The following is a 22951-nucleotide window of genomic DNA, read 5'->3' as shown; positions in this document are numbered from 1 at the left end:
AGAAAGATCGATGATCAAGATTGGCATTGTGGATGACCACGCGATAGTTCGTTCCGGGCTGCGGCAGTTCCTGTCCGAGCATGTGGATCTGCGGGTGGAGGGTGAGGCCTCCAACGGCCGTGAAGCCATCGACCTGGTGCGCAACAAGGAAATTGATGTCCTGCTCATGGACCTGTCGATGCCCGGACAGAGCGGGCTGGATGCGCTGGCCATGCTGCGGGCCAAAGCCCCGGACATGGGCATCCTGATTCTGAGCGGCTACCCCGAAGAGCACTATGCGATCAACCTGATCCGCCAGGGCGCGAGCGGCTACCTGAATAAGGAGTGCGAACCCTCTGAAATCGTGGAGGCGATTCGCACCATTGCGCTGGGCCGGCGCTACCTGACGCCTGCCGTGGCCGAACTGCTGGCCCAGCAACTCAATCGCAAGGACGACGCACCACCCCACGAGCAGTTGTCGGAACGCGAGTTCCAGGTGTTCCTCAAGCTGGCCAAGGGAGAGACGGCAGGCGATATCGCCAAGGCCTTGTCGCTCAGCGTCAAGACGGTGAGCACCTACCGCACTCGACTGATGGAAAAGATGAGCCTGTCGTCCAACAGCGATCTGACCTACTACGCGCTCAAGAACCGCTTGATTGACTGACATGGAGCAGTGGCCTCAGTCCGGGGTCATTGGGCCTGCCTCAGCCCGCTGGCGAGAAGAGTAGAAAATAAAAAACCCCGCCGCGCGCACCCGCGCTGCAGGGCGCAGCATCACAGCGAATGGCCCGGCGACGACAGGGACTGGCCAGCTTCCATACCCGCAGGACTGCTGCTGTGCTGGATGCAGTAGTCCACCAGCGCATCAATTTCGTTGGATTTGTCGAAGACCGCGTCCACCCCCAGCTGAGCGCAGCGCATGCGCACATCGGGTGTCGCGTAGTTGCTCAGCACCACCATCTTCTGGCCAGGGCGGCGCGAGCGGCATGCCGCCAGGACCCCCAGCCCACTGCCTTGGCGCAGAAAAAGATCCACTATTGCCAGATCCCACTGCTCACCATGGGTGGCGAGCCAGTTCTTGCCCTCGTCCTCGGTCTCAGCGACCCCTACCGCCTCTACGGACGCCAATTCTTCGAGCGTCCCGATCAGGTTCTCTCGAATGGTGGCGTTGTCTTCAACGATATAGGTGCGGAGTATCACAGAAGGGTCCCGTTTCACTACCAACGCACATTTACGCTGGTCGAGCCTCAAATTTAGTGGCTCAGCTGAGCGGATTCTGCCAGCCGCCGCACGCGGACGCTGTAGGAGTAATCCTACCGAGCAACACACACCGTGCAGTGCGGCGCACGCGCCACGTTCATCGTGCTCCATTCCATGGACCGTCCATCCAGCATCAACAGACGCCCAGCCAGTGACGTTCCGATGCCTGCAAGCAGCTTGAGCGCCTCGGCCGCCTGCAGGGCACCCACCACGCCCACCAGCGGGGCAAACACGCCCATGGTGGAGCAACGCACCTCTTCAAAATCCGCCTCAGGCGGAAAAATACAGGCGTAACAGGGCGATGCAGCCTGGCGCGGGTCCACCACCGTGATCTGGGCATCAAAGCGGATGACGGCCCCCGCAACGAGGGGCTTGCGATGGCGCACACAGGCCGCATTGATGGCGTGGCGTGTTGCGTAGTTGTCGCTGCAATCGAGCACAACGCAGGCGTCTTGCACCAGGGTATCGAGCACAGCGGCATCTGCGCGCGCCTGGAGCACGGTCACCTGCACTTCGGGGTTGATAGCTGCCATGGCGCTGGCTGCAGACGCCACCTTGGGCTGGCCGACGCGCGCGGTGGTGTGTGCGATTTGGCGTTGCAGGTTGGTCAGGTCCACCACATCGTCGTCCACCAGGGTGATGTGCCCCACACCGGCAGACGCCAGGTACAGCGCGGCAGGCGAGCCCAGGCCACCCGCACCGATGATGAGGGCATGGGACGCCAGCACCTGCTCCTGCCCCTCGATGCCCATCTCATCGAGCAGGATGTGGCGGGAGTACCGCAGGAGCTGGTCATCGGTCATGGCGATAGTCTCAAGAAAAGAAGAGCAAGAAGGACAAGAAAAAAGGCCGGACTTCGCTGGAAATCCGGCCTTCAGCACAGGGAGCGAAAGCTCAATTTTCTTTCTTTTCGTCCTTGCGTTCCGTCAGTGTCTTGCTGACCAGCACGGGGCGGCCCTTGAGCTGGTTGAGCGCCTGCACGAGCTGGAAGTCCTTGTCCGAACCGAACTCTGGAGCCTTGCGTTCTGCTGCAGGCTTTTTGGCTTCTTCTTCCATGCGCTTGAGGGCGCTTTCGCGGGCCTTTTCACGGGCCTCATCCTTCTTTTCCTCGCCTTGGCCGCTGCCCAGGTGCTTGTCCAGATCGGCCTCGCGCATGCGCAAAGCAGCGAAGATGTTGCCTTCTTCCGATTCGTCGATCATCACGTCGGGCACGATGCCCTTGGCCTGGATCGACTTGCCGCTCGGGGTGTAATAGCGCGCGGTGGTCAGCTTGATGCCGGTATCAGGCCCCAGCGGACGCACGGTCTGCACCGAGCCCTTGCCAAAGGTCTGGCTGCCCATGATGGTGGCGCGCTTGTGGTCCTGCAGAGCGCCCGCCACGATCTCGCTGGCCGACGCAGAGCCTTCATTCACCAGCACCACGAGTGGCACGGACTTGAGGGCTGCGGGCAGGCGGCGCAACGGGTCACCCCCGCCACGGCGCTGGTAGAAGTCGGGCGAGGCCTTGTAAGTGGCCTTGCTGTCCGCGAGCTGTCCGTTGGTCGTGACCACCGTGACGTTTTCTGGCAGGAACGCGGCCGACACGGCCACAGCCGCATCCAGCAGGCCGCCGGGATCGTTGCGCAGGTCAAGCACCAGGCCCTTGAGGTTGGGTTCCTGCTTGTAGACCTCTTCCACCTTGCGCACAAAGTCATCGACCGTGCGCTCCTGGAACTGCGACAGGCGGATCCAGGCGTAGCCGGGCTCCACCACCTTGCCCTTGACGGACTGGGTCTTGATCTCTTCGCGCGTGATGGTGACCGGGAAGGTGCGGCTCTCGTCCTTGCGGAAGATGGTGAGCGTGACCTTGGTGTTGGGCTCGCCACGCATGCGCTTGACGGCATCGTTCAGGGACAGGCCTTTGACCGCCGTTTCGTCGATCTTGGTGATCAGGTCATTGGTCTTGAGGCCAGCGCGGAAGGCGGGAGACCCTTCGATGGGCGACACCACCTTGATCAAGCCGTCTTCCTGGGTGATTTCGATACCAACCCCCACAAAACGGCCGGAAGTGCCTTCGCGAAATTCCTTGAAGGACTTCTTGTCGAAATACTGGGAGTGCGGGTCCAGGCTGGCGACCATGCCGGAGATGGCGTCGGTGATGAGCTTCTTGTCATCCACCGGTTCGACATAGTCGGTCTTTACGAGGCCAAACACCGCCGACAGCTGCTGGATTTCTTCCAGCGGCAGCGGAGTCATCGCACCACGCGCGACCGTCTGCAACGAAACCGTCGTCAGAGCCCCAGCCACGACACCAACCGATACCCATCCCGCAATTTTGAGTTTGTGGCCCATACAACACCTTTACCGCTTCAAAACCAATATACACCTTGGAAGGACCAAACCCGCTGCAGTTCCGCGCAGGCACTCACTTTAGACAGGGTATCGGCGGGTTTTCCCCGTCTTTACCCAGGCTTTACGCCTTGCCTTGCGAGGCGACTGCCGCAGCTGCCTTGGCAGCCGCTTCTGCATCGCCCAGATAGTAGTGGCGGATGGGCTTGAGGTCGGCGTCCAGTTCATATACCAACGGGATTCCGTTGGGAATGTTCAGGCCCACGATGTCCGACTCGGAGATGTTGTCCAGGTACTTCACCAGGGCGCGGATGGAATTGCCGTGCGCGGCGACCACCACGCGCTTGCCTGAGCGGATGGCCGGTGCCATGGCATCGTTCCAGAACGGCAGCACGCGGGCCACGGTGTCCTTCAGGCATTCCGTGAGCGGCACGCTGCCTTCGGCCAGAGCGGCGTAGCGGCGGTCGCTGCGCTCGCTGCGGGGGTCGGTGGCTTCCAGCGCTGGCGGCGGGGTGTCATAGCTGCGGCGCCACACCAGCACCTGCTCGTCGCCGTACTGCTTGGCCATGTCGGCCTTGTTCAGGCCCTGCAGGGCACCGTAGTGTCGCTCGTTCAGGCGCCAGTCCTTGACCACGGGCAGCCAGGTGCAATCCATTTCGTCCAGCGTGTACCACAGGGTGTGGATGGCGCGCTTGAGCACGCTGGTGAACGCCAGGTCGAACTCGTAGCCCTCGGCCTTGAGCAGCTTGCCGGCCGACATGGCCTGGGAAACACCGGTGGGCGTGAGATCCACGTCGGTCCAGCCGGTAAAGCGGTTTTCAAGGTTCCAGGTGGATTCGCCGTGGCGAATCAGAACGAGCTTGTACATGGTTTCCCCAGGAAAGGCAGGTCAAAAAAATGCGGGCCAAAACCCAGCATTCTAGAATTACGCTGTTCGCCAACCCAAGGAAGCTTCGTGAAATTCATTATTGATAACTGGTATCTGTTCCTCGTTGCACTGGCTTCGGGCAGCATGTTGCTGTGGCCGGTCCTCAAGAACGCCAGTGGCGGCTCGCTGACGCCAGCGCGCGCCGTGCAGCTCATCAACCGCGAAAAAGCGGTGGTCATCGACGTCTGCGAAACCGAGGAATTCGCCGCCGGCCACGTGAACGGAGCCAAGAACGTGCCCCTGGGCCAGCTCGAAGAGCGCCTGCCCACCGTGGTCAAGAACAAGGCCCTGCCCGTGGTGCTGGTGTGTGCCAGTGGCGCCCGCTCCAACCGCGCCGTCGCCATTGCCAAAAAACTGGGCTACGAAAACGCCCAGTCGCTCGCTGGTGGCCTGAAGGCCTGGCGAGAAGCCAGCCTGCCTGTGGAAAAAGCCTGATCCGCCCCCAGTTATTGGGTCCGCGATAGTCTTGCCACTGATTTTTAGCCCCACAGGAAGAAAGAGGAAGGTCCGCCATGCAACCCGTGAAGATGTACACCACCGCCGTCTGCCCCTACTGCATCCGGGCCAAGCAGATCCTCAAGTCCAAGGGTGTGGAGCAGATCGAGGAGATCCGCATCGACACCGACCCCGCCGCGCGCAGCCACATGATGGAGATCACCGGCCGCCGCACGGTGCCGCAGATCTACATCGGTGACACCCACGTGGGCGGCCACGACGATCTGGTGGCGCTGGACAGCCGTGGCGAGCTCATGCCCTTGTTGGGCGCCTGACCCCCTCCCCGGGCGCTGCATAATGCAGCCCCATGTGCCCGCTGCGGGAGCTGCTCCCCGGCGGGTTTTGTTTTGCTAGCAATTTTGTAAGCTCAAAGAGACTTCACCATGGCCGATCAAGAAAACCCCGTGTTCCAGATCCAGCGCGTCTACCTCAAGGACCTGTCGCTGGAACAACCCAATTCCCCCGGTATCCTGCTCGAACAAGAGCAACCCAGCGTGGACATCCAGCTGGGTGTGGAAGCCACTCCCGTGGCCGAAGGCATTTTTGAAGTGGCCGTGACGGCTACCGTGCAGACCAAGATCAAGGACAAGACCGTGTTCCTGGTCGAAGCCAAGCAGGCCGGCATCTTCGAAATCCGCAACGTGCCCGAAGACCAGATGGGCCCCATCATGGGCATCGCCTGCCCACAGATCGTGTACCCGTACCTGCGCGGCAACGTGGCCGACGTGATCAACCGCGCTGGCTTCCCGCCAGTCCACCTGGCCGAAATCAACTTCCAGGCCATGTACGAGCAGCAGCAAGCGCAGGCCGCCGGCCAAGCCTCGCCCATCATCACGCAGTAATCATCAGCGTTTAGAGGCTTTTTTGGCCTCTACCGCCCGATAGATAAGCGCAAGCAGCTATGAAAATCATAGTATTGGGCGCTGGTGCCTGGGGCTCTGCGGTCGCCATGAGCGCAGCCCAGCACCCTGCCGGGCACGCGGTCACCCTGTGGGCCCGCGATGCAGCCCAGGCGCAAAGCATGCGCGCCCAGGCACAAAACGCCCGCTACCTGCCGGGCATTGCCCTCCCCCCGGCCCTCTCAGTGGTCGATGGCGACTTCCGCGCGCTGTTGCCCGGTGCCGACCTGGTCATCGTGGCCACGCCCATGGCCGCCCTGCGCGGCATGCTGCTGGCGCTGCGCGGGTGCACGGCACCTGTGGCCTGGCTGTGCAAGGGGTTTGAGGCGGTGCCTGTCGGTGCCAATTCAGCATCTTTTGGACTGCTAGCGCACGAAGTACAAGCGCAAGTAGCTCCTGATTTAATAGCAGGCGTGTTCAGCGGCCCGAGCTTTGCGCAGGAAGTCGCCCTGGGGCAGCCCACAGCCCTGGTGGCCGCCAGCGCCCATGCCGCCGTGCGCGATGCGCTGGTCAACGCCTTTCACAGCCCGAGCGTGCGCGTGTATGCCAACGAAGACATCGTGGGCGTGGAAGTGGGCGGCGCGGTGAAGAACGTGCTGGCCATTGCCACCGGCCTGTGCGACGGGCTGGCGCTGGGTCTCAACGCCCGCGCCGCACTCATCACGCGCGGCCTGGCTGAGATGACGCGGCTGGGCCTGGCGCTGGGCGCGCGGCCCGACACCTTCATGGGCCTGTCCGGCCTGGGCGACCTGGTGCTGACCGCCACCGGCGACCTGTCGCGCAACCGGCGCGTGGGCATGCTGCTGGCACAGGGCCAGACCCTGGCTCAGGCGGTGGAATCCCTGGGCCATGTGGCGGAAGGCGTCTACAGCGCCCGCACCGTGGTGCAGCGCGCACAGACCCTGGGTGTGGACATGCCCATCGCCGAGGCCGCCGTGGCCTTGCTTGACGGCCGCCTGCAACCTGCCGAGGCCGTGGCGCAGCTCATGGGGCGCGGCCCCCGGGGCGAGCTCTGACGGTAGAGGCCCCGCGCAAGACCTGACGGCTACCCCACCGACAGGCGCCGCAGCAGACCCTCTTCATCGTCGGGGTGGAAGAAATAGGGGTAGAAGCTGCGCTCCACGCTGGCCAGCTTGGGCTGGCCGCCAAATTGGTCGATGAGGCGGCGCCCCTTGTCGGCGCCGATGTGCAGCAGCACGGCGGGCGCACCCACACGCTCGCACATGCGTTCGGGGCCGATCTGGTCAAAACACAGCATGCGCCGGTAGAACGGGGCGTGGCGCGGGTTCACCTCGATGACGATGTCGGTGGCGCGCCGGGCGCGGAAGGCCACGATCCACGCAATGTGGAAGATGGCACCCAGCACATGCTTGGAACGCACCCCGGGGTCCATTGCAAGCTTGCCCATTTCGCAGATGCGCGCGCCGCGCTGGCGCAGTTCGGCAATGAACTCGGGGTACTGCTCCTCGGCCGCCAGGTGCCCGTCATCCATGCGGACCGAAATCGTCCCCTGCGACTGCCCATCAATCTGCACCACCAGGCTGCTCAAGTCGCAGTCGTGCGACAAGGTGGCCTGCATGCTGTAGCCCTTGCGGGCGTACATGCGGGCCAGCAGCCCCTGGCCCTTGCGGGACAGACGGATCTTGCAGGTCTTGGTTTCGGCACAGCCCAGGCGGCTCAGGTACTCGCCGGGGTAGGCCAGCTCGACAATGGTCTGTTCTTCGGCGTCCATGGCGGCTCCAGGGGTGGGCAAAGTGGCCTCTACCCGCCCGCGCGCCGTGCGTGGCGCGAGGCAGCCGGGGCCTCGTCGCTCCGTTGAAAACAGGGCGAAAGGCCAGCTTAACGGCTTCTCTCGTTCCCTGGAGCCCGGGTTGGCATGGCAAGCGGACGAACGGACGCACGACCTTGGCGAAAGGCATGCCCAGCAAAAAAGCCGCAGGGCACCATGGATAGGCGCCCTGCGGCTTTTTTGGCAATCCCCTTGCGGGGCAGGATCAGAACACGCCGAACAGCATGAGCAACAGAACAACGGACAGTGGGACGCCGAGCAGCCAGGCAATGATGGGCATAGTGATCTCCTGAAAAGGGTTGAAGGGGATAAGTGATTTCACTGTATGGCCCTCCTTTTCCCGCCCGTGTGCGCCAGCACGGCGCGTGGCCGTAGGCGCGCGCCTACCGGCTGTGGGAGCGGCACCCGCCCCACAGCACGATCAAAGCCCCAGTTCCAGCGCCAGCAGTTCGTCCACCGTCTGACGGCGGCGGATCAGGCGCGCCTGGCCACCGTCAACGAGCACCTCGGCAATCAGCGGACGCGTGTTGTAGTTGGAGGACATCGATGCGCCATAGGCCCCGGTGTCGTGGATCACCAGCAGATCGCCCACCTGGGCGGCGGGCAGGTCGCGTGGCAGCACCACGCCGCCGTCGCCCTGGGTGAACACGTCGCCCGATTCGCACAACGGGCCTGCCACCACCGTGGGTTGCTCTGCCGCCGTCGAGCCATCGCGACGCAGCACGCTCATGCCGTGGTAGCTGCCGTACATCGAGGGGCGCATGAGTTCGTTGAAGCCGGTATCGACCAGCACAAAGTGGTTGTTGCCCGCGTTCTTGGTGGCCCGCACTTGGCCCAGCAGCACGCCGGATTCGGCCACCAGATAGCGGCCGGGCTCGATCTCCAGGCCCAGCTTGTGGCCCACGATGGCCTCGGCCTGCTGCCGCGCGGCGTCCCACAGGCCGTGGTAATGCTGCGTATCGACCACCGGGTCGCCACTGCGGTAGGGGATGGACAGGCCGCCACCGGCCGAGATGGCGTGCAGGTCATGCCCGGCCGCATGCGCCGTGCGCACCAAGTTGACCATCGCACCACACACCTCCTGCAAGTGGCTGTAGTCCACGCCCGAGCCGATGTGCATGTGCAGGCCCACGAGCTTCAGGCCGTGCTGCTTGATCGCGGCCAGCGCTGCAGGCAGGTCGGTGTGCCAGATGCCGTGCTTGCTGTGCTCGCCACCCGTGTTGGTCTTGTTGCTGTGGCCATGGCCAAAGCCGGGGTTGATGCGCAGCCACACCGCATGGCCCGGCGAACGCGCGCCCAGCTGGTGCAGCATGTCGATCGAGCCAGCGTTGACCGGCACGCCGTGTTCCACCACGCAGTCGAGCGTGGCGGCGTCGAACAGGTCGGCGGTAAAGACGATCTCCGACGGCCCTTCCCCGCCTTTGCCGGCCGCGTAGCCGGCCGCCAGCGCACGCAGGATCTCGCCGCGCGAGACCGCATCCACCTTCACGCCCTGCTCGCGCATGAGCTTCAGGATGTGGATGTTGGAGCAGGCCTTTTGCGCGAACCGGATGGTCTCGAAATTGGACACCTGCGCAATGCGCTGGCGGATGGTGGCCGCGTCATACACCCACAAGGGGGTGCCGAACTGGTCGGCCAGGGACCACAGCTGGGCGGGCGAGAAGGGGTTGGACATGGGGACTCCGAAGGCACAAAGACTGATAGGACTTACGCAAATCGGGATGCAACAACCGCCTCGCCCTGGGGTGAACCGCTTGCCTGAACCCTGTTTTGCGTAAGTCATGACTGAAGGGAAGCGCGGATGATGCCCCTTCCAAGGTATTTGGTCGAATGCTTTGATTTACATCCTCTATTCAATATGGATATGCTTTGCCCATGACCGACACCGCACTGGCCCACCGCATCACCCACCGGCACATCGAGGTGTTCCGCGCCGTGATGACCGCTGGCAGCGCCACCGGCGCCGCCGACCTGCTGCACAGCTCGCAGCCCACGGTGAGCCGCGAGCTGGCCAGGCTTGAATCGTTATTGGGCTATGCGCTGTTCGAGCGCATACAGGGCCGCCTGCGCGCCAACGCGCGGGCGCTGGCGCTGTGGGACGAGGTACAGCGCTCGTGGCAGGGGCTGGAGCGCGTGGTGGACCGCGCCGTGGCGCTGGGCCGGCCCGACGCCGTGCAGCTGGCAGTGCTGTGCCTGCCCGCGCTGGCGCATGCGCTGCTGCCCGGCGCGGCGGCGCGGCTGATGCAGGGGCAGCCCCACGCGCGCCTGTCGGTCACGCCGCAGGATTCGCCGCTGCTCGAAGAATGGATGAGCGCCCAGCGTTTTGACCTGGGCCTGTGCGAGCAGACCGCCGCCCCGCCCGGCACCCGCGCCGAGGTGCTGCTCACCCTGGACGAAGTGGCCGTGCTGCCCGCAAGCCACGCCCTGGCCCGCCAACCCGTGCTGCAGCTGGCGGACTTTGCCGACCAGCCCTTTGTGAGCCTGTCGGCCGACGACCCCTATCGCCGCATCATCGACGCGCGCTTCGCCGAAGCCGCCGTGCCACGCACGCTGCGCATGGAAACCCACAGCGCGGCTGCCGTGTGCGCGATGGTGGAGCATGGCCTGGGGCTGGCCATCGTCAACCCGCTGACGGCCCTGACCGCCGCAGCCAATGGCCGGCTGGTGGTGCGTCGGCTCGCGTTGTCGATCCCGTTCAGCGTGGCGGCCGTACTGCCGCTGTACCGCCCACCGCTGCCCGAGGTGGCGCCCATGCTGGAGGCCCTGCGGGCCGAGGCGGCGGAGGTGGCGCGCCGCCTGGAGGCCGTGGCGTGACCACTGCCGCCACAGAGAGTTTGCTACTATTTATATAGCTTTTCGCGCTTACCAGATAAGCGCCAGAGGCTGTTTTGGCTAAAAATCAGGGCGGCGTGAGCGTGCGCACCTTCTCGGCCAGCCGCTGCTCCACCGAGGGCGACACAAACTTGGTCACCTCGCCGCCGAGCACGGCGATCTCGCGCACAAAGGTGCTGCTGATGAACTGGTACTTGTCGCTGGGGGTGAGGAACACGGTTTCCACCTGCGGCATCAGGCTGCGGTTCATGCCCGCCAGCTGGAACTCGTAGTCAAAGTCGGTCACGGCGCGCAGGCCACGCACCATGGCCTTGCCGCCACGCTCCACGACAAAATCGCGCAGCAGGCCCGAGAAGGCTTCGACCTGCACTTGTGGGTAGTTTTTGACCGCCTCGCGGACCATGTCGATGCGTTCTTCCAGGGTGAACAGCGTCTTCTTGTGGTGGCCCGCAGCCACGGCCACGATCACGCGTTCGAACAACTGGGTGGCCCTGCGCACCACGTCTTCATGGCCCAGCGTGATGGGGTCAAAGGTTCCGGGGTACACGGCGAGCACGTTCTGGGCCATGGCTGGTTGTCTCCTGTCTGGCTGTATAGACGTTGGCCCGGGCCCTGGGAGCGGATGAACCACCCGTGCCGCAGGGCCTGCGGGCCGCGTGCGCGCATTATGCAGTGCACTGCAACATGGACCGGCGGGCCGCCCTCTCCCCACGAGATCACACCACCGCAATCCCCTGCAGTGCCACGTTGCCCGGTGCCAGCAGCATCAGCCGGGCCACCAGCGCCACCAGATCCTGCTGGCGCTGGGTGCGCGTCTTGGCCAGCAGCGCGCTCATCTGCGTGCGCACGGTGGAGATGCGCGAGCCGCGTGCGTCGGCAAAATCCTGCGGGGTCTGGCCGCGCATCAGCGCCAGCAGCAGATCGGCCTCGGAGGGGCTCAGGCGGTAGGCCTGGCGGGCCAGGGCGACGGCGGCCTCGCCGCACAGGCTGCGCTCCAGCACCACCCAGGCGATGCCCGGCGCGCGGTGGCACAGGCCCAGCGCGGCCAGGTCGCTCAGGGGCAGCGTCACCAGCAGCAAGCCGCCCTCGGTGCCGGGCAGCTCCACACAGCCGCTGCGGCCCTGCAGCGATTGCTGGAACAGCGCGCGCAGCGCGGCATCGGCCGTGCTGGCCAGCACCGGGCTGCGCAGCAGCGTGCGCAGGGCCACGCTTTCGGGCCGGGCGCTCAGCAGCCGGGCGCGTGCATTGGCGTGCAGCAGGCGGCCGGCGGTGTCAAAGAACAGCAGGCCCATAGGCATCTGCTCCATCAGCGACTCCAGGCCCTGGGTGCGCGCGCGCAGCGCCACCATCTCGCGGTGCAGAAAGGCCGCGCGCTGCACGCCGCCAAACTCTGCGCGAAAACGCGCGACTTCCTCCGGTGTGAAGCCCTCGTCGTCCCCCTGGCGGTACACCGACATGAACAAATTGCCCACCGGGTGCGACGCGCCCTGGCTGCCGCCAAACATACGGGTGCCGATGCCGTACTCGCGCAGGAAGTCGCTGTAGATCTCGCTGCGGCGAAAGCCGCGCGTGGCGTGCACGGGCGCGTCCGTGGCCACCCAGGTGCCCGACGGGCCCGTGCGCGCACGCTGCGCCATGGCGTCGTCCCACAGCGGGTCTTGCAGGCGAAAGTGCGTGACATAGCGCTGCGCCGCCTCGGGCGTCACGCCCATCGCCAGCAGCGCGGGCGCGCCGTCGCTCGATGGCGACTGCAGCCAGTAGTCCACCTCGGGGTGCGCGGCAAACTCCGCGCCCCACTGCGCCAGCTGGTCCAGATCGCTGGCCAGGAAGGCGCCGCCGAGCAGGTCCGCGCGAAAGCTGGCGGCGTAGCGGGCCAGCGCGTCGCTCCAGCGCGCATCGTCGGCGACAGAGCCCAGCAATTCACCCAGAGCGTGGTGCAACCCAGAACCTTTCCACAGTGGACCTCCAAAAGCCTGTTCACGACCCTGCCGGGAGTCGCAACCCGTCAACACCGTCTGGCGGCCTCGCACAACAAAGAGCGGCAGATGGTACGGCCCACCGACAGCCACCACATCGTTCAAGCGAATGATGTGGCACGGCGCCGACGCTGGCTACGGCTTGTTACCAAAAGAGCCATCCTGCCCGCACGCCCGCGCCCGGGCTGGGTGGGCCCTGCTCGCTTCCTCCAGGTGGCGGATAGGCAGGCCAGGGCCTCATTTCTACATTCTGGCCACGGCGCCGCCTGGCCCCCTCGGCAGGGCAGGTGCGCGATGTTCATTTCCTTTGTTCCGGTCCCTTATCCATGAAATCTTCCTGCACCACCACCCTGTTGCGCCGCGTCGGCACTGGTTTTGCCGTGGCGCTTGCCGCGCTGACCGCCACCTCGGCCCAGGCTGCCATACCGGCCGACCAGCGACAGTTTCTGATCGACTTCTACAACCACACCAACGGCCCGACCTGGACTGTCCAAAACGGCTGGCTGGGCGCGCCGGGCACCGAATGCACCTGGATCGGAGTGACTTGCGACGGGGGCCAGACCACCGTGGTCGCCCTGAGCGTGCAAAGCAACAACCTCACCGACCCCGTGGGCGCGGTGCTGCCCGACTGGTCGGCACTGACGGGCATCCGCACCATCAATCTGAGCGGCAACAACCTCGCAGGGCGGCTGCCCCCCATTGCAGGCCTGCCGGAACTGCGGGTGCTCAATGTCTCCAACAACGATCTGCAAGGCACGCTGCCAAGCCCAGCCGGCCTGACCCACTTTTTCCTCTACCACGCCCACAACAACCAGTTCACCGGCTCGCTGCCGGCCTTGCCGCCCACGGTGGAGCAACTGCGGGTGGAGAACAACCAGCTCACCGGCCCCCTGCCCGCCCCGCCTGCAGCCCTGGTGGCGGATGCGTCTGCCCTGTGCCCCAACCAGCTGACCCCTTCGACCAGCGCTGCCTGGGACAAAGCGACGGGCAGCACACCCTGGTATGCCGCGTGCAGCGCCCCACCCGCCGCCACCCCCGTGCCCACCCTGGGTGAATGGGCGCTGATCCTGCTGTCGCTCGCGGCGGCCACGCTGGGCATGGGGGCACTGCGTCGCAAGAATTTTTAAAACTTTTGGGCGCCAGCGCTTATCCATCAAGCGCTAATAGCTACACAAAACATAGCAAATCCACGCAGCGCCGTCGCTCATCGTCGTTCATGTGAACGATGGCGGCTGCCGGGCCACAGCCTACGATCCGCAGCCCACCCCAGCCCGGCCTGCGCCGTTTCTTCCTTGTGATTCCCCGTCCGCCCCAGCCCACTCCCACCACCGTCAGCGACGCGCTGTTCGACACCCAGGCATGCCTGAACTGCGGCGCGGCGCTCTCTGGCCCGTTTTGTGCGCAGTGCGGGCAGAAAAAGGCCGCGCGCATGGGCAGCAGCACCGTGCGCAAGGAAGCGTGGGAGCGTTTTCGCTGGTTTGAATGGAACACCCTCCGCAACGCACTGCGCGTGCTGCCCCAGCCCGGCACCACCGCACGCGAATACGTGCTGGGCCAGCGCAAGGACCACCCGCACCCGCTGACCCTGCTGTGCCTGGCCATCGGCTTCCTGCTGATCGTGCTGGGCCACACCGACTACTTGCGGCCCGAGCTACCCAGCGAAGAGGCGCAGCGCATGGTCGCTCTGGTCACGGGCTACTCCAAGTGGTCGTTCTCGCTGGGCGCAGTGGCGGCGTTTGCCAGCATGTGGCTGGTGTTCCGCCGGTGGGGCTACAACGTGGCAGAGCTGCTGACCCTGGCACTGTATTGCCAGGCGGTGTTCATTGCGCTGCAGATGGTCAACCAGCTGCCGCTGGTGCTGGCGTCGTCGCCCGAGCTGTTCAGGTGGCACAAGGCCTGGTCTCCCTGGTACATGACGGCGCTGCAGACGCTGATGCTCATGGTGGCGCTGCGGCAGTTTTTGGTGCTGGATTGGCGGCGTGATGGCTGGCGGCTGCTGCTGGCCGGTGCGCTGTTCGCGGCGCTCAAGTGGCAGGCCACCCAGCTTTATGCCCGCGCAGTGGTCGAACTCGTGCTGTGGCAAATGGGCGCGTGAAAAGCGTGAACAAGTTCATGAAAACCTGTCGGGCCGCAGCCACATCCTTCACCTGAATGATGTTGCGGCGCAGGCATCAACCCTACCATCCGGCGCAGTTCATTCAACCTGATGAGGAGCACCCATTGAGCGGTGAAGAGCGGGACCCGCAGCCTGCGGGAATACCTGGTTTCGAGACCCTGATGGCCGAAAGCCTGGAGGCCCTGGGCGAGCCCGGCATGGTGGAGCGCCTGCTGCACCGTGTGGGCGAATCGCTGGGCAGCCACAAGGTGGTGCTGTTTTGCCCCCTGCCCGGCTCGGACGACCCCCTGGCCGCCTACCAATGGGGCATGCCCGATGATTTTCTGGCGCGCTATGCGAACCTGATCCAGGGCAGCGATGCGTGGAGCGAAGCGCTCGTGCGCCAGCAGGGTGAGGCGCTGGCACGCGGCGGTTCGCTGAGCCAGCAGCTCGTCAGCACCCCAGCCCTGCGCCGTGGCGCGTTTTATGCCGACTACCTCAAGCCCCTGGGCATCGACGCCATGGTCAACAGCATCGTGGAGGCCTCGCCCGAGGTGGGAATGCACGTGCTGGCGATGTACAACGACCTGGGCCAGAACGAGTTCACGCCCGAACAATTTGCCCGGCTGCGCGCCGTGACGCCCTGGGTGCGCAGCCTCATGCGCGCCCAGCGCCGCCTGCAGCAGGCCCGCCGCCACAGCAGTGCGCTGGAGCGCACGCTGGACCAGCTGCCGCTGGGGCTGATGCATGTGAACCAGCGTGGCGAGGTGCGCTACCTGAACGAACACGCCCGCGCCTGGCTGGGGGTGGAGGACGAATGCCGCATCCTGCTGCGCAACGCCACGGGCTGGCAGGCGCGCCAGCCCTTGCAGCTGGCGCAGATCCACCCCGGGCTGACGCCACTGCTCACCGCCAGCCTGAGCACACGCTCGCCGGTCTCGGCCCGGCTGCAGACCCAGCACGACACCGCGCCGGGGACACTGGTGGCCCTGGCCGCGCCGCTGCGCAATGGCCCGGGGCCCGCCGCCGAGCCGCTGGCCCAGTTCATCCTGGTGCCCGAGGCACCACCCCACGCGGGCGCCACGGTGTCGGTGTGCAGCGCGCTCTATGGCCTGACCCCCGCCGAAGCCGCCCTGCTACCCCTGCTGCTGCAGGGCATGACCCCGCGCGAAATGGCCGACAACCGGCACGTGAAGATGCCCACCGTGCGCTCCCAGCTGGCCAGCCTGTACGCCAAGACCGGCACACGCGGCCAGGCCGAACTGGCCCAGCGCGTGCTGCGCGTGGCGGCCCTCGTGACAGCATGAGACACCCCCTGAGTCGCCTTCGGCGCCTTCCCCCCCCGCTCTCGCATTGCTACGCAATGCGGGCAGGGGGACGCGGCCCTCACTGCGGGGCGGCCCTTGCTCGGCCGCCCTGGCTTGGGGCGCGACAGTATCGACGGCTGCGCGCAACACGCAGCGCAACCGGCCACCGCATTCACTGATCCCAACCCAAGGAACCCATCCCCATGAAACACCGCATTGTTCGCCCTGTCGCCTTCGCCTGCGCCACCATGCTGGGCCTGGCCGTGGGCGGCCTGGCCATGGCCCAAAAGACGGCTGCCGTGGCCAAGCCCAGCAAGGCCCAGCTGGCGGCCGAGCTGGCCGCCACGCTGCAGGCCTGCTCGTACGACGGCAGCCCGCTGGCCTTCTCGCCACCCGACCTATCCAAGGGCGGCGGCACCGGCAAGCAGGTGGTGGCCGAGATCATGAAATACACCGGACTGCCCGCCAACTTTGTGGTGGTGGAGGGCAAGGTGCCCAATGCGGCGGCGGTGATCATGCAGGGGCCTGACAAGGTGCCGCGCCGCGTGATTGCCTACAACCCGGCCTTCATGGGCGAAGTCATTCAGGCCACCAAATCCAACAACTGGGCGCCCGTGAGCATCATGGCCCACGAGATCGGGCACCACCTCTCGGGCCACACCATCGTGCCCGGCGGCAGCCAGCCGCCCATCGAGCTGGAGTCGGACAAGTTCAGCGGCTTTGTGCTCTACAAGATGGGCGCGCCGCTGGCCGATGCCCAGCGCGCCATTGCCACGCTGATCCCCGAGAAGGACGGCGAAACCCACCCGGGCCGCAAGAAGCGCCTGGCCGCCATTGCCAACGGCTGGACAGAAGCCTGCGAGCTGCAAGGCGGTGGGCCGCAGTGCTCTGGCGGATTGCCGGTGCGCACCGCAGCGGCTGCCCCCGCTGCACCGGCACCGGCTGCCGCATCACCCGCCCCGGCACCGGCTACCACGGTGGCCAAGGCCCCAGCGCCCACGGCAGCACCGGCGGTCCCCTCGGCCAAGACGCCCGCCCCAGCCCTTGCCGCCGCGGCCGAAACCCTGCCCAAGGTGGACGCGGCCGCCATCCCGTCCAAGGGCACCCAGTTCATCTACGACGAGTTCGGCATCCTGGACCCGGCCATCCGTGCGCAGTTTGAAAAGCAGATGTACGACCATGCGCAGAAGACGGGCGTGGAGATCGTCACCCTGCTGGTAAAGGACCTGGGCGGCAAGACCGCCGAGGAATACGCCCACGCCATGATGCGCCAGCTGCGCGTAGGCAAGCTCGATGTGGGCAACGGTGCCGTGCTGGTGGTGGCACCTGAGCAGAACCAGGCCGCCGCCGTGCTGGGATCGGGCGTCGCGCTGGAGATGGGCAGCCACGACAAGACGGAGCAGCTCAAGCGCTGGATGAACACGGCCTGGGCGCTGTGCAAGAAAAAGAGCGCCTGCGGCAACTGGACCGAAAACCTGATGCTCGCAGCCGACCACCTGCGCCGCGATACCAGCCACGCCGACTGGACCATCGCCTACCAGTCGCTGGGCGACATCCAGAAGGCCGATGCCGCTGAAAACGGCAAGGTCACCAACCCGAAGGACAGCAAGGTCTGGCGCAAGATCGTGCGCCTGTCGGGCACCGTGGAGAGCCTGAACCCGCCCACCGGCAACAAGGCGGCCTGGGTGAACGATATCAAGGTGAAAAACGGCAAACAGGCCGTGCTGCTTCGCAGCGCCGAAGGGTTCACGGCCATGCTCTACGTAGACCCGCGCACCGCCGCCCTGCAACCTGGCGGCAAGCTGGAACAGGGCAGGGTGTACACGGTGATCGCCCGTGCGGACTGGATCTCGGGCAACCCCCAGCACACGCAGTCGCTGGATGTGCTGAGCTACGCCGTCACGGAGTAAGCCGCAGGCCCACCGCATGTCAGCCACGACCCTCACCATGCTCCTGGCGGGCGCTGCCAATCTGCTGCCCGCGCTGTTTTTCATGTTTACGGCACTGCTCGGCAGCAACGGGATGAACTCCACCCAGGGCGGAAAGCTGCTGGGCGCCTTGGCCGTGCTGCTGGTGCTGGGCTGGCTCGCCGCGCTGGGGCTAGCCCGCCACCTTGCCCACTGGGGCCAGGCGCGCGGCTGGTCCACCGTGGTCAACGTCGCAGCGGCCAGCGGAGGCGCGGTAGTCGCTTTCACCGTGCTGGCGCTACTGGCCACCGTGGCAGCGCTGCTGTGGGTGGGCGCATGAGCTGGCGGCACCCTTCCTCGAAAGAAAAAATCCGCAAAGAAGGACAAGCCTCCATGCACCATCCCTTGCTCAAGCCGCTTTGCAGCACCACCCTCGCACTGCTGACCACACTCACCCTGCTGGCTACCGGGACACAGACAGCCCAGGCAGCCGAACACTTCTGCGGGCAGCCCACCGCCCACCCCATCGACAAGGCCCTGGCGGCGGCGTCCGAACGCAGCGGTGGCGTGACGGTGGACCTGCGTGACGCGCAGTCGGCCGCCTACGCCGCGTGGGACAAGGAGCTCAACCGCGTCTACGCCCAGGCCCTCAAGGCCGCTGGCCCGACCCGGCGCGACGCCCTGCGTGCGGCACAGCGCGCATGGCTGGCGTTTGACACCGCGCAGGGCCAGTGGGACGCCATGCTGCATGCCGACCAGGGCACATCGGCCGCGCTCAACATCGCCGGCGCCGCGCTGGAACGCCGCCGCGCGCGGGTGTGCGACCTGAGCATGGACCTGCAAAGCCTGAAGGATTCGGAATGATGCGCCGCACACTCCTGCGGCTGCTCCCCATGCTGGCACCCGGACTGGCCCACGCGCAGGACCAACCCACGGTGTGGCTGCGCGTGCGCAACAACAGCCAGGAGGTGTTCGAGCATGTCTGGCAAGGCCTGCCGCGCACCCGCAGCGATGTGGACCTGGGCCCCTTGCGGCCCGGCCAGACCAGCCGGTGGCACGCCGTTCCGGCCACGCTGGCGCACTACCGCAAGACGCGCATCCAGCTGGCCCAGCGCCAGCTCACCGACGTGACCGACACCTCCTTCCCACGAGGCCGCGCCACCCTGGAGCCGGGCCGCTACACCTTCGCCTACACGCTGGAGGACGATGCACTGCGGTTGACGGTGATACCGGAAGCCGGGACCACCGCGTTGGACAGATCACATCAAAAACAATAGCAGATAGCGCTTATCAGATAAGCGCTAGAGCCCAATTTCATCCAAAAAATGGCGTCCATGAACACCTTCAGCACCTTGCACCCGGTCCGCATGGCGCGGCTCACGGCCCTGGCGGCCGCCCTGTTTGCGGCGGCCTGTGGCGGCGGGGACGCCAACGAGGCACCCACTCCCACTCCCACTCCCACGCCAGCCCCAGGCACGGCGCCTGCACCAGGGCCCACGCCGGAACCCCCACCACCGCCCCCGCCGGCCCCCACAGCACCGCCGGTGCAGCCCCCGTCTGCACCACCCCCATCGCCGCCGCCGTCGCAGCCACCCTCGGTACCACCGCCGCCGCCACCTCCTGCGCCCCCGCCGCCCGGCGCGGGATGGAGCGTGGTTTCAGTGAACTCCCTGCTCGCGCCCCTGGCCATCGCCAGCGACCTGACCCCCAACCCCGGCCGGGGCTACTACCAGTGGCGCTCGGACCCGGGTGACGTGCCGCTCGCACAATCGGCACCACCCCAGGCCGCCTACCAGCGCTACCTCTGGAAAGACCTGGAAGGCACCACACCCGGCCAATACACCCTCGGCAACCTGGTGGCCGCGCGCGATGCCGCCCGGGCCGCTGGGCGGCAGTTTGCGTTTCGCATCCAGGCCATGCGCGGCTACGGCACCAACACGCTGGACGTGCCCACCTACCTGCACGGTGCGGGCACGGCGCAGCCGCAATGCTCGGCACCCAACCCCGCTTGTGTATGGGCGGCCCCGATGCCCGCCCCCACCCCGCCCGCGCCCGCATTGCCTCCCACGCTGGTGCCCAACTGGAACCACCCCTATGTGCTGGAGCGCATGCAGGCCCTGCTGCAGGCCGTGGCCGCCGCGCTGGGCGACACGTCGGACCTGGCCTGGATCGACGTGGGCCTGTACGGGCAGTACGGCGAGTGGGCCATGAACACCACCAACGTGGTCTACACACCGGCCCTGGAAACCCAAGGCATCACCCCGGCCTCCAACGCCACCAAGCGCAGCATTGCGCAGATGCATTTCGACAGGTTCCCGGATGCGCAGCATGCGATGTTCATCCCGCATGCCAACCTGGACACGCTGCAGTACGCGTTCTTCCAGCAGACCACCACCACGCTGCCGGTGGGCCTGCGCTGGGACTGCCTGGCGCAGGACGGCTTCATGAAGCAGTGGACCGATCGCCCGAGCGACTGGGCACAGATCTCGGACCGCTGGAAGACCGCCCCCTGGATCGCGGAGTTCTGCCCCTTCGGCCCCGGCGAGTCCAAGACCAACGCCGCCACCGCGCTGCAGCAGGTGCGCGACATCCATGTCTCCACCGTGGGCAATGGCAACCTGAACGCGCCGTGGTCCAGCTTTACGGGCACCGAACAGGCCCACCTGGCCGCCGTGGGGCGCGAGGCGGGCTACCGCTTTGCGCTGGGGCCCATCACTGTCACGGCCCCCACGCCCAGCACGGTGCAGGTGCAGGTGCGCGTGGACAACACGGGTAACGCACCGCTCTACACCCCTTGGCAACTGCAGGCTCAGCTGCGCGATGGCTCCGGCCAGGTGGTGGCCAGCCGGGAGCTGCTGAGCACCGCCCAGGCGCGTGCCATTCTTCCGGGTGTGCCCGCGCAGATCAACACCACCTGGACCTTGCCGAGCCCACCTGCGGGCAGCTACACGGTGCACCTGGCCTGGGTGCGCCAGCCCACGCTGGCGGGGCTGCCGCAGACGCTGCGCTGGAACATGGCGGGCATCGAGGCCGACGGCAGCGCCCGGCTGGCGACGTTGAAAAGGTAGGTCGCTACGGGTCTGCGGCCCTGCGTGCTTCAGGCGCTGCGCTGAAGCAGGTGCGCGTGCACGGCGCCGGCCTTGAGGTGGCGGTACAGCACCAGGCCACTCGCAGCCAGCTCCTCGTCCGTCCAGGCGCGGGGCGCTTCGAGGTAGACAAAGCCCTGGGCGGCCACAGCCTTGGAAGCGGCCTGCAGGGCAGCGACGAACAGGTCGCTGTCAAACGGCGGGTCCAGCAGCACGAGGTCGATGCTGGCGGGCGCCGCCTGTTTGAGGGCGGCAATCCCGTCGCCACGCTGCACGCGCACGGCCGTGGCCGAAAGGCGCTGCTGCAGGGTGTGCAGCTGGGCCACCAGAGCGGCATCGCTTTCCACCAGCTGCACGGCGGCCGCTCCACGCGACGCGGCTTCGAGCCCCAACGCGCCCGTGCCCGCAAAGGCATCCAGGCAGCGCCAGCCGGTCAGGTCCTGGCCCAACCAGTTGAACAGCGTTTCGCGCACGCGGTCGGGCGTGGGGCGCAGGCCGGGGCGCTGGGCCACGGGCAGGCGGGTGCGTTTCCATTGCCCGCCAATAATGCGGATTTCCCCCGCGCCCTTGGGCGCTGCTGCGGCAACGGCCTTGTCCTTGGGCGCGCCCTTTTTGCCAGCGGCAACCGGCGGGGTGGCCGCTGCGGCCTGGGCTTTGCGGATCTCGGCGTTGATGGCGGTGGTTTTCAGGGTCGAGCGGCTCATGGCTTGCCCCCCACCACCACGGTCACCATGCGTTCGGGTTGCAGCTTCTTGGCCATGGCCGTGCGCACATCGGCCACGGTAAGGGCTTCGACCTTCTTCGTCCACTGGTCCAGGTAGTCCAGCGGCAACTCGTTCCAGGCGATGTTGGCCACGTTGCCCAGGAGCTTCTTGTTGCTGTCGATGCGCAGCGCAAAGCCGCCGATGAGGTTGTCCTTGGCGGCGCGCAGCTCGGCTTCGGTGGGGCCTTCGGCCACGAAGCGCGCGATCACGTCGCGCGAGACCTTCACGGCCTGGGCCGCCTGGTCGGGGCGGGTCTGCAGGCCCACGGTGAAGGCACCGGCATGCATGCCGACGGCGAAGTAGCTGTAGACGCTGTAGCTAAGGCCGCGCTTTTCACGCACCTCGTTGGTCAGGCGCGAGACAAAACCGCCGCCACCCAGGATGTGGTTGCCCACCAGCAGCGCCACAAAGTCCGGGTCGCGCCGCTGGAAGCCCGGCTGGCCAATCAGCACATGGGCCTGGGCCGAGGTGAAGGGGATGTTCTGCTCGGCGGGGGCAGCGAGCGCTGCGATCTCGCCCACGGGCGGCAGCAGCGCGCACCCGGTGCTGGCGGGCAGGCGCGACAGCAGCGTGGCCACCAGCGCCTGGGCCTGTGTGCGCGACACGGCGCCCACAATGCTGACCTTGGCGCGGCAGGCGCCGATGTGCTGGGTGTGAAACGCCTGCATGTCGGCCACGCTGATGCGCGCCAGCGTCTCTGCGGTGGTCTGCACGCCGTAGGGGTGGCTGCCGTACACGGCGGCTTCAAACGCGTGGTTGGCCACGGTGGCCGGGCGTGTCAGCGACTCTTTGATGCTGGCACTCCAGCGGGCGCGGTCGCGTGGCCACACGTCGGCCGGAAAACTGGGCTCGCCGATCTGGCGCGCGGCCAGACGGGCGGCCTTGTCGAGCAGCGGCGGGTCGGTGAGCGAGCGCAGTGAATACTGCAGCCTGTCGTTGTCGGCGGCCACCTCGAAACTGGCGCCCAGGTCGGCCCAGGCCTCGCCCAGGCCGTTTTCGTCCAGCGCGGGTTCGGTGCTTGTGTCGCGCCCGGCCTTCACGCCCTTGCTGGCCATGGCGGCCACAGCGCTGGCCAGGCCAGACTGGCCCGCCGGGTCGCGGCGGCTGCCAGCATCAAAGTCGATCTGCACGTCCACCATGGGGATGACCGGGCTTTCGACCAGGTAGACCTTGGCGCCGTTCCCCTCCGTCCAGTGCTGGATGGGCAGCAGCGCCCAGGCAGAATTTGAATAAAAAACGGCTCCAGCGCCTATCAGTAAAGCGCGAGCAGCTATGTTTTTAATAGTAATCATGAAATAGGGCGCAA

General features: G+C 66.5%; 24 protein-coding genes. 14 read left to right on the top strand and 10 right to left on the bottom strand.

What is annotated here, in order from left to right; genetic code table 11:
• Positions 1-10: 10 nt before the first annotated feature.
• Positions 11-643 (top strand): response regulator transcription factor, encoded by a 633-nt coding sequence (locus tag C8C93_RS00850; protein WP_010463169.1) that lies wholly within the window; start codon positions 11-13, stop codon positions 641-643.
• A 110-nt stretch (positions 644-753) separates the two neighbouring features.
• Here C8C93_RS00850 and C8C93_RS00845 read toward each other — a convergent pair whose 3' ends face one another.
• The 4 genes from C8C93_RS00845 to gpmA form a co-directional block, all read right to left on the bottom strand.
• The gene (locus C8C93_RS00845) at positions 754-1179 is read right to left on the bottom strand and encodes a response regulator (protein WP_121508609.1); all 426 of its coding nucleotides are present in this window, start codon (positions 1177-1179) and stop codon (positions 754-756) included.
• A 113-nt stretch (positions 1180-1292) separates the two neighbouring features.
• Positions 1293-2042, bottom strand: a complete 750-nt coding sequence (locus C8C93_RS00840) for a HesA/MoeB/ThiF family protein (RefSeq protein ID WP_121505590.1) — start codon at positions 2040-2042, stop codon at positions 1293-1295.
• Between the two features lie 91 nt (positions 2043-2133).
• Positions 2134-3570 (bottom strand): S41 family peptidase, encoded by a 1437-nt coding sequence (locus C8C93_RS00835; RefSeq protein WP_055395496.1) that lies wholly within the window; start codon positions 3568-3570, stop codon positions 2134-2136.
• A gap of 121 nt (positions 3571-3691) precedes the next feature.
• The gene (gene gpmA, locus C8C93_RS00830; RefSeq protein ID WP_055395498.1) at positions 3692-4435 is read right to left on the bottom strand and encodes a 2,3-diphosphoglycerate-dependent phosphoglycerate mutase; all 744 of its coding nucleotides are present in this window, start codon (positions 4433-4435) and stop codon (positions 3692-3694) included.
• Between the two features lie 87 nt (positions 4436-4522).
• On the opposite strand from gpmA, the gene C8C93_RS00825 reads away from it, so the two are divergent.
• The 4 genes from C8C93_RS00825 (at position 4523) to C8C93_RS00810 (ending at position 6905) form a co-directional block, all read left to right on the top strand.
• A complete protein-coding gene (locus C8C93_RS00825) occupies positions 4523-4930 on the top strand; it encodes a rhodanese-like domain-containing protein (protein WP_121420926.1) in 408 nt (135 codons plus the stop codon).
• A gap of 77 nt (positions 4931-5007) precedes the next feature.
• On the top strand, positions 5008-5265 hold the full coding sequence (gene grxC / locus C8C93_RS00820) for a glutaredoxin 3 (protein WP_015015481.1): 258 nt from the start codon (positions 5008-5010) through the stop codon (positions 5263-5265).
• A 108-nt stretch (positions 5266-5373) separates the two neighbouring features.
• Complete coding sequence (secB, locus tag C8C93_RS00815) at positions 5374-5832, top strand: protein-export chaperone SecB (RefSeq protein ID WP_055395502.1); 459 nt, start codon at positions 5374-5376, stop codon at positions 5830-5832.
• Between the two features lie 59 nt (positions 5833-5891).
• Positions 5892-6905, top strand: coding sequence for an NAD(P)H-dependent glycerol-3-phosphate dehydrogenase (locus tag C8C93_RS00810; protein ID WP_121505589.1), 1014 nt, complete (start codon positions 5892-5894; stop codon positions 6903-6905).
• 29 nt (positions 6906-6934) lie between these two features.
• Here C8C93_RS00810 and C8C93_RS00805 read toward each other — a convergent pair whose 3' ends face one another.
• Both C8C93_RS00805 and lysA read right to left on the bottom strand, forming a co-directional pair.
• The gene (locus tag C8C93_RS00805; RefSeq protein WP_121420928.1) at positions 6935-7621 is read right to left on the bottom strand and encodes a long-chain N-acyl amino acid synthase; all 687 of its coding nucleotides are present in this window, start codon (positions 7619-7621) and stop codon (positions 6935-6937) included.
• Between the two features lie 478 nt (positions 7622-8099).
• Positions 8100-9353: a diaminopimelate decarboxylase gene (lysA, locus tag C8C93_RS00800; RefSeq protein WP_121505588.1), complete on the bottom strand. Its 1254-nt coding sequence runs from the start codon at positions 9351-9353 to the stop codon at positions 8100-8102.
• A 200-nt stretch (positions 9354-9553) separates the two neighbouring features.
• On the opposite strand from lysA, the gene C8C93_RS00795 reads away from it, so the two are divergent.
• Positions 9554-10492 carry a LysR family transcriptional regulator gene (locus C8C93_RS00795; RefSeq protein ID WP_121505587.1) on the top strand — a complete coding sequence of 313 codons (939 nt, stop codon included), beginning with the start codon at positions 9554-9556 and terminating at the stop codon, positions 10490-10492.
• Positions 10493-10577: 85 nt separating this feature from the next.
• Here the strand turns inward: C8C93_RS00795 and coaD are convergent, their stop codons facing one another.
• Together coaD and C8C93_RS00785 are read right to left on the bottom strand one after the other, a co-directional pair.
• Entirely contained in the window at positions 10578-11078 is a 501-nt protein-coding gene (gene coaD / locus C8C93_RS00790; protein WP_055395514.1) for a pantetheine-phosphate adenylyltransferase, read from the bottom strand.
• A 148-nt stretch (positions 11079-11226) separates the two neighbouring features.
• Positions 11227-12450, bottom strand: a complete 1224-nt coding sequence (locus tag C8C93_RS00785; protein WP_121505586.1) for a helix-turn-helix transcriptional regulator — start codon at positions 12448-12450, stop codon at positions 11227-11229.
• Positions 12451-12812: 362 nt separating this feature from the next.
• Here C8C93_RS00785 and C8C93_RS00780 point away from each other — a divergent pair, with 362 nt between their 5' ends.
• The 8 genes from C8C93_RS00780 to C8C93_RS00740 all read left to right on the top strand — a co-directional run bounded on the left by C8C93_RS00780 (position 12813) and on the right by C8C93_RS00740 (position 20863).
• A complete protein-coding gene (locus C8C93_RS00780) occupies positions 12813-13613 on the top strand; it encodes an IPTL-CTERM sorting domain-containing protein (protein WP_121508608.1) in 801 nt (266 codons plus the stop codon).
• A gap of 98 nt (positions 13614-13711) precedes the next feature.
• On the top strand, positions 13712-14581 hold the full coding sequence (locus C8C93_RS00775) for a DUF3667 domain-containing protein (protein WP_121420937.1): 870 nt from the start codon (positions 13712-13714) through the stop codon (positions 14579-14581).
• 125 nt (positions 14582-14706) lie between these two features.
• Complete coding sequence (locus C8C93_RS00770) at positions 14707-15888, top strand: helix-turn-helix transcriptional regulator (protein WP_158603237.1); 1182 nt, start codon at positions 14707-14709, stop codon at positions 15886-15888.
• Between the two features lie 203 nt (positions 15889-16091).
• On the top strand, positions 16092-17798 hold the full coding sequence (locus C8C93_RS00765; protein ID WP_121505584.1) for a YgcG family protein: 1707 nt from the start codon (positions 16092-16094) through the stop codon (positions 17796-17798).
• 16 nt (positions 17799-17814) lie between these two features.
• Positions 17815-18135, top strand: a complete 321-nt coding sequence (locus C8C93_RS00760; protein WP_121505583.1) for a hypothetical protein — start codon at positions 17815-17817, stop codon at positions 18133-18135.
• A gap of 53 nt (positions 18136-18188) precedes the next feature.
• Positions 18189-18659, top strand: coding sequence for a lysozyme inhibitor LprI family protein (locus C8C93_RS00755; RefSeq protein ID WP_158603236.1), 471 nt, complete (start codon positions 18189-18191; stop codon positions 18657-18659).
• A complete protein-coding gene (locus C8C93_RS00750) occupies positions 18659-19072 on the top strand; it encodes a hypothetical protein (protein WP_147433712.1) in 414 nt (137 codons plus the stop codon). The genes C8C93_RS00755 and C8C93_RS00750 overlap by 1 nt, the downstream gene beginning before the upstream one ends.
• A 57-nt stretch (positions 19073-19129) precedes the next feature.
• Positions 19130-20863, top strand: coding sequence for a DUF4832 domain-containing protein (locus C8C93_RS00740; RefSeq protein ID WP_158603235.1), 1734 nt, complete (start codon positions 19130-19132; stop codon positions 20861-20863).
• A 29-nt stretch (positions 20864-20892) separates the two neighbouring features.
• On the opposite strand, the gene rsmD is transcribed toward C8C93_RS00740, so the two are convergent.
• Entirely contained in the window at positions 20893-21585 is a 693-nt protein-coding gene (rsmD, locus tag C8C93_RS00735; RefSeq protein ID WP_121420944.1) for a 16S rRNA (guanine(966)-N(2))-methyltransferase RsmD, read from the bottom strand.
• Positions 21582-22937 (bottom strand): pitrilysin family protein, encoded by a 1356-nt coding sequence (locus tag C8C93_RS00730; protein WP_121505578.1) that lies wholly within the window; start codon positions 22935-22937, stop codon positions 21582-21584. The genes rsmD and C8C93_RS00730 overlap by 4 nt, the downstream gene beginning before the upstream one ends.
• Positions 22938-22951 lie beyond the last annotated feature (14 nt).

The organism is Acidovorax sp. 93, assembly GCF_003633835.1.
GTDB lineage: Bacteria > Pseudomonadota > Gammaproteobacteria > Burkholderiales > Burkholderiaceae_C > Acidovorax > Acidovorax facilis.
This window is presented reverse-complemented; position numbering and strand designations above follow the sequence as displayed.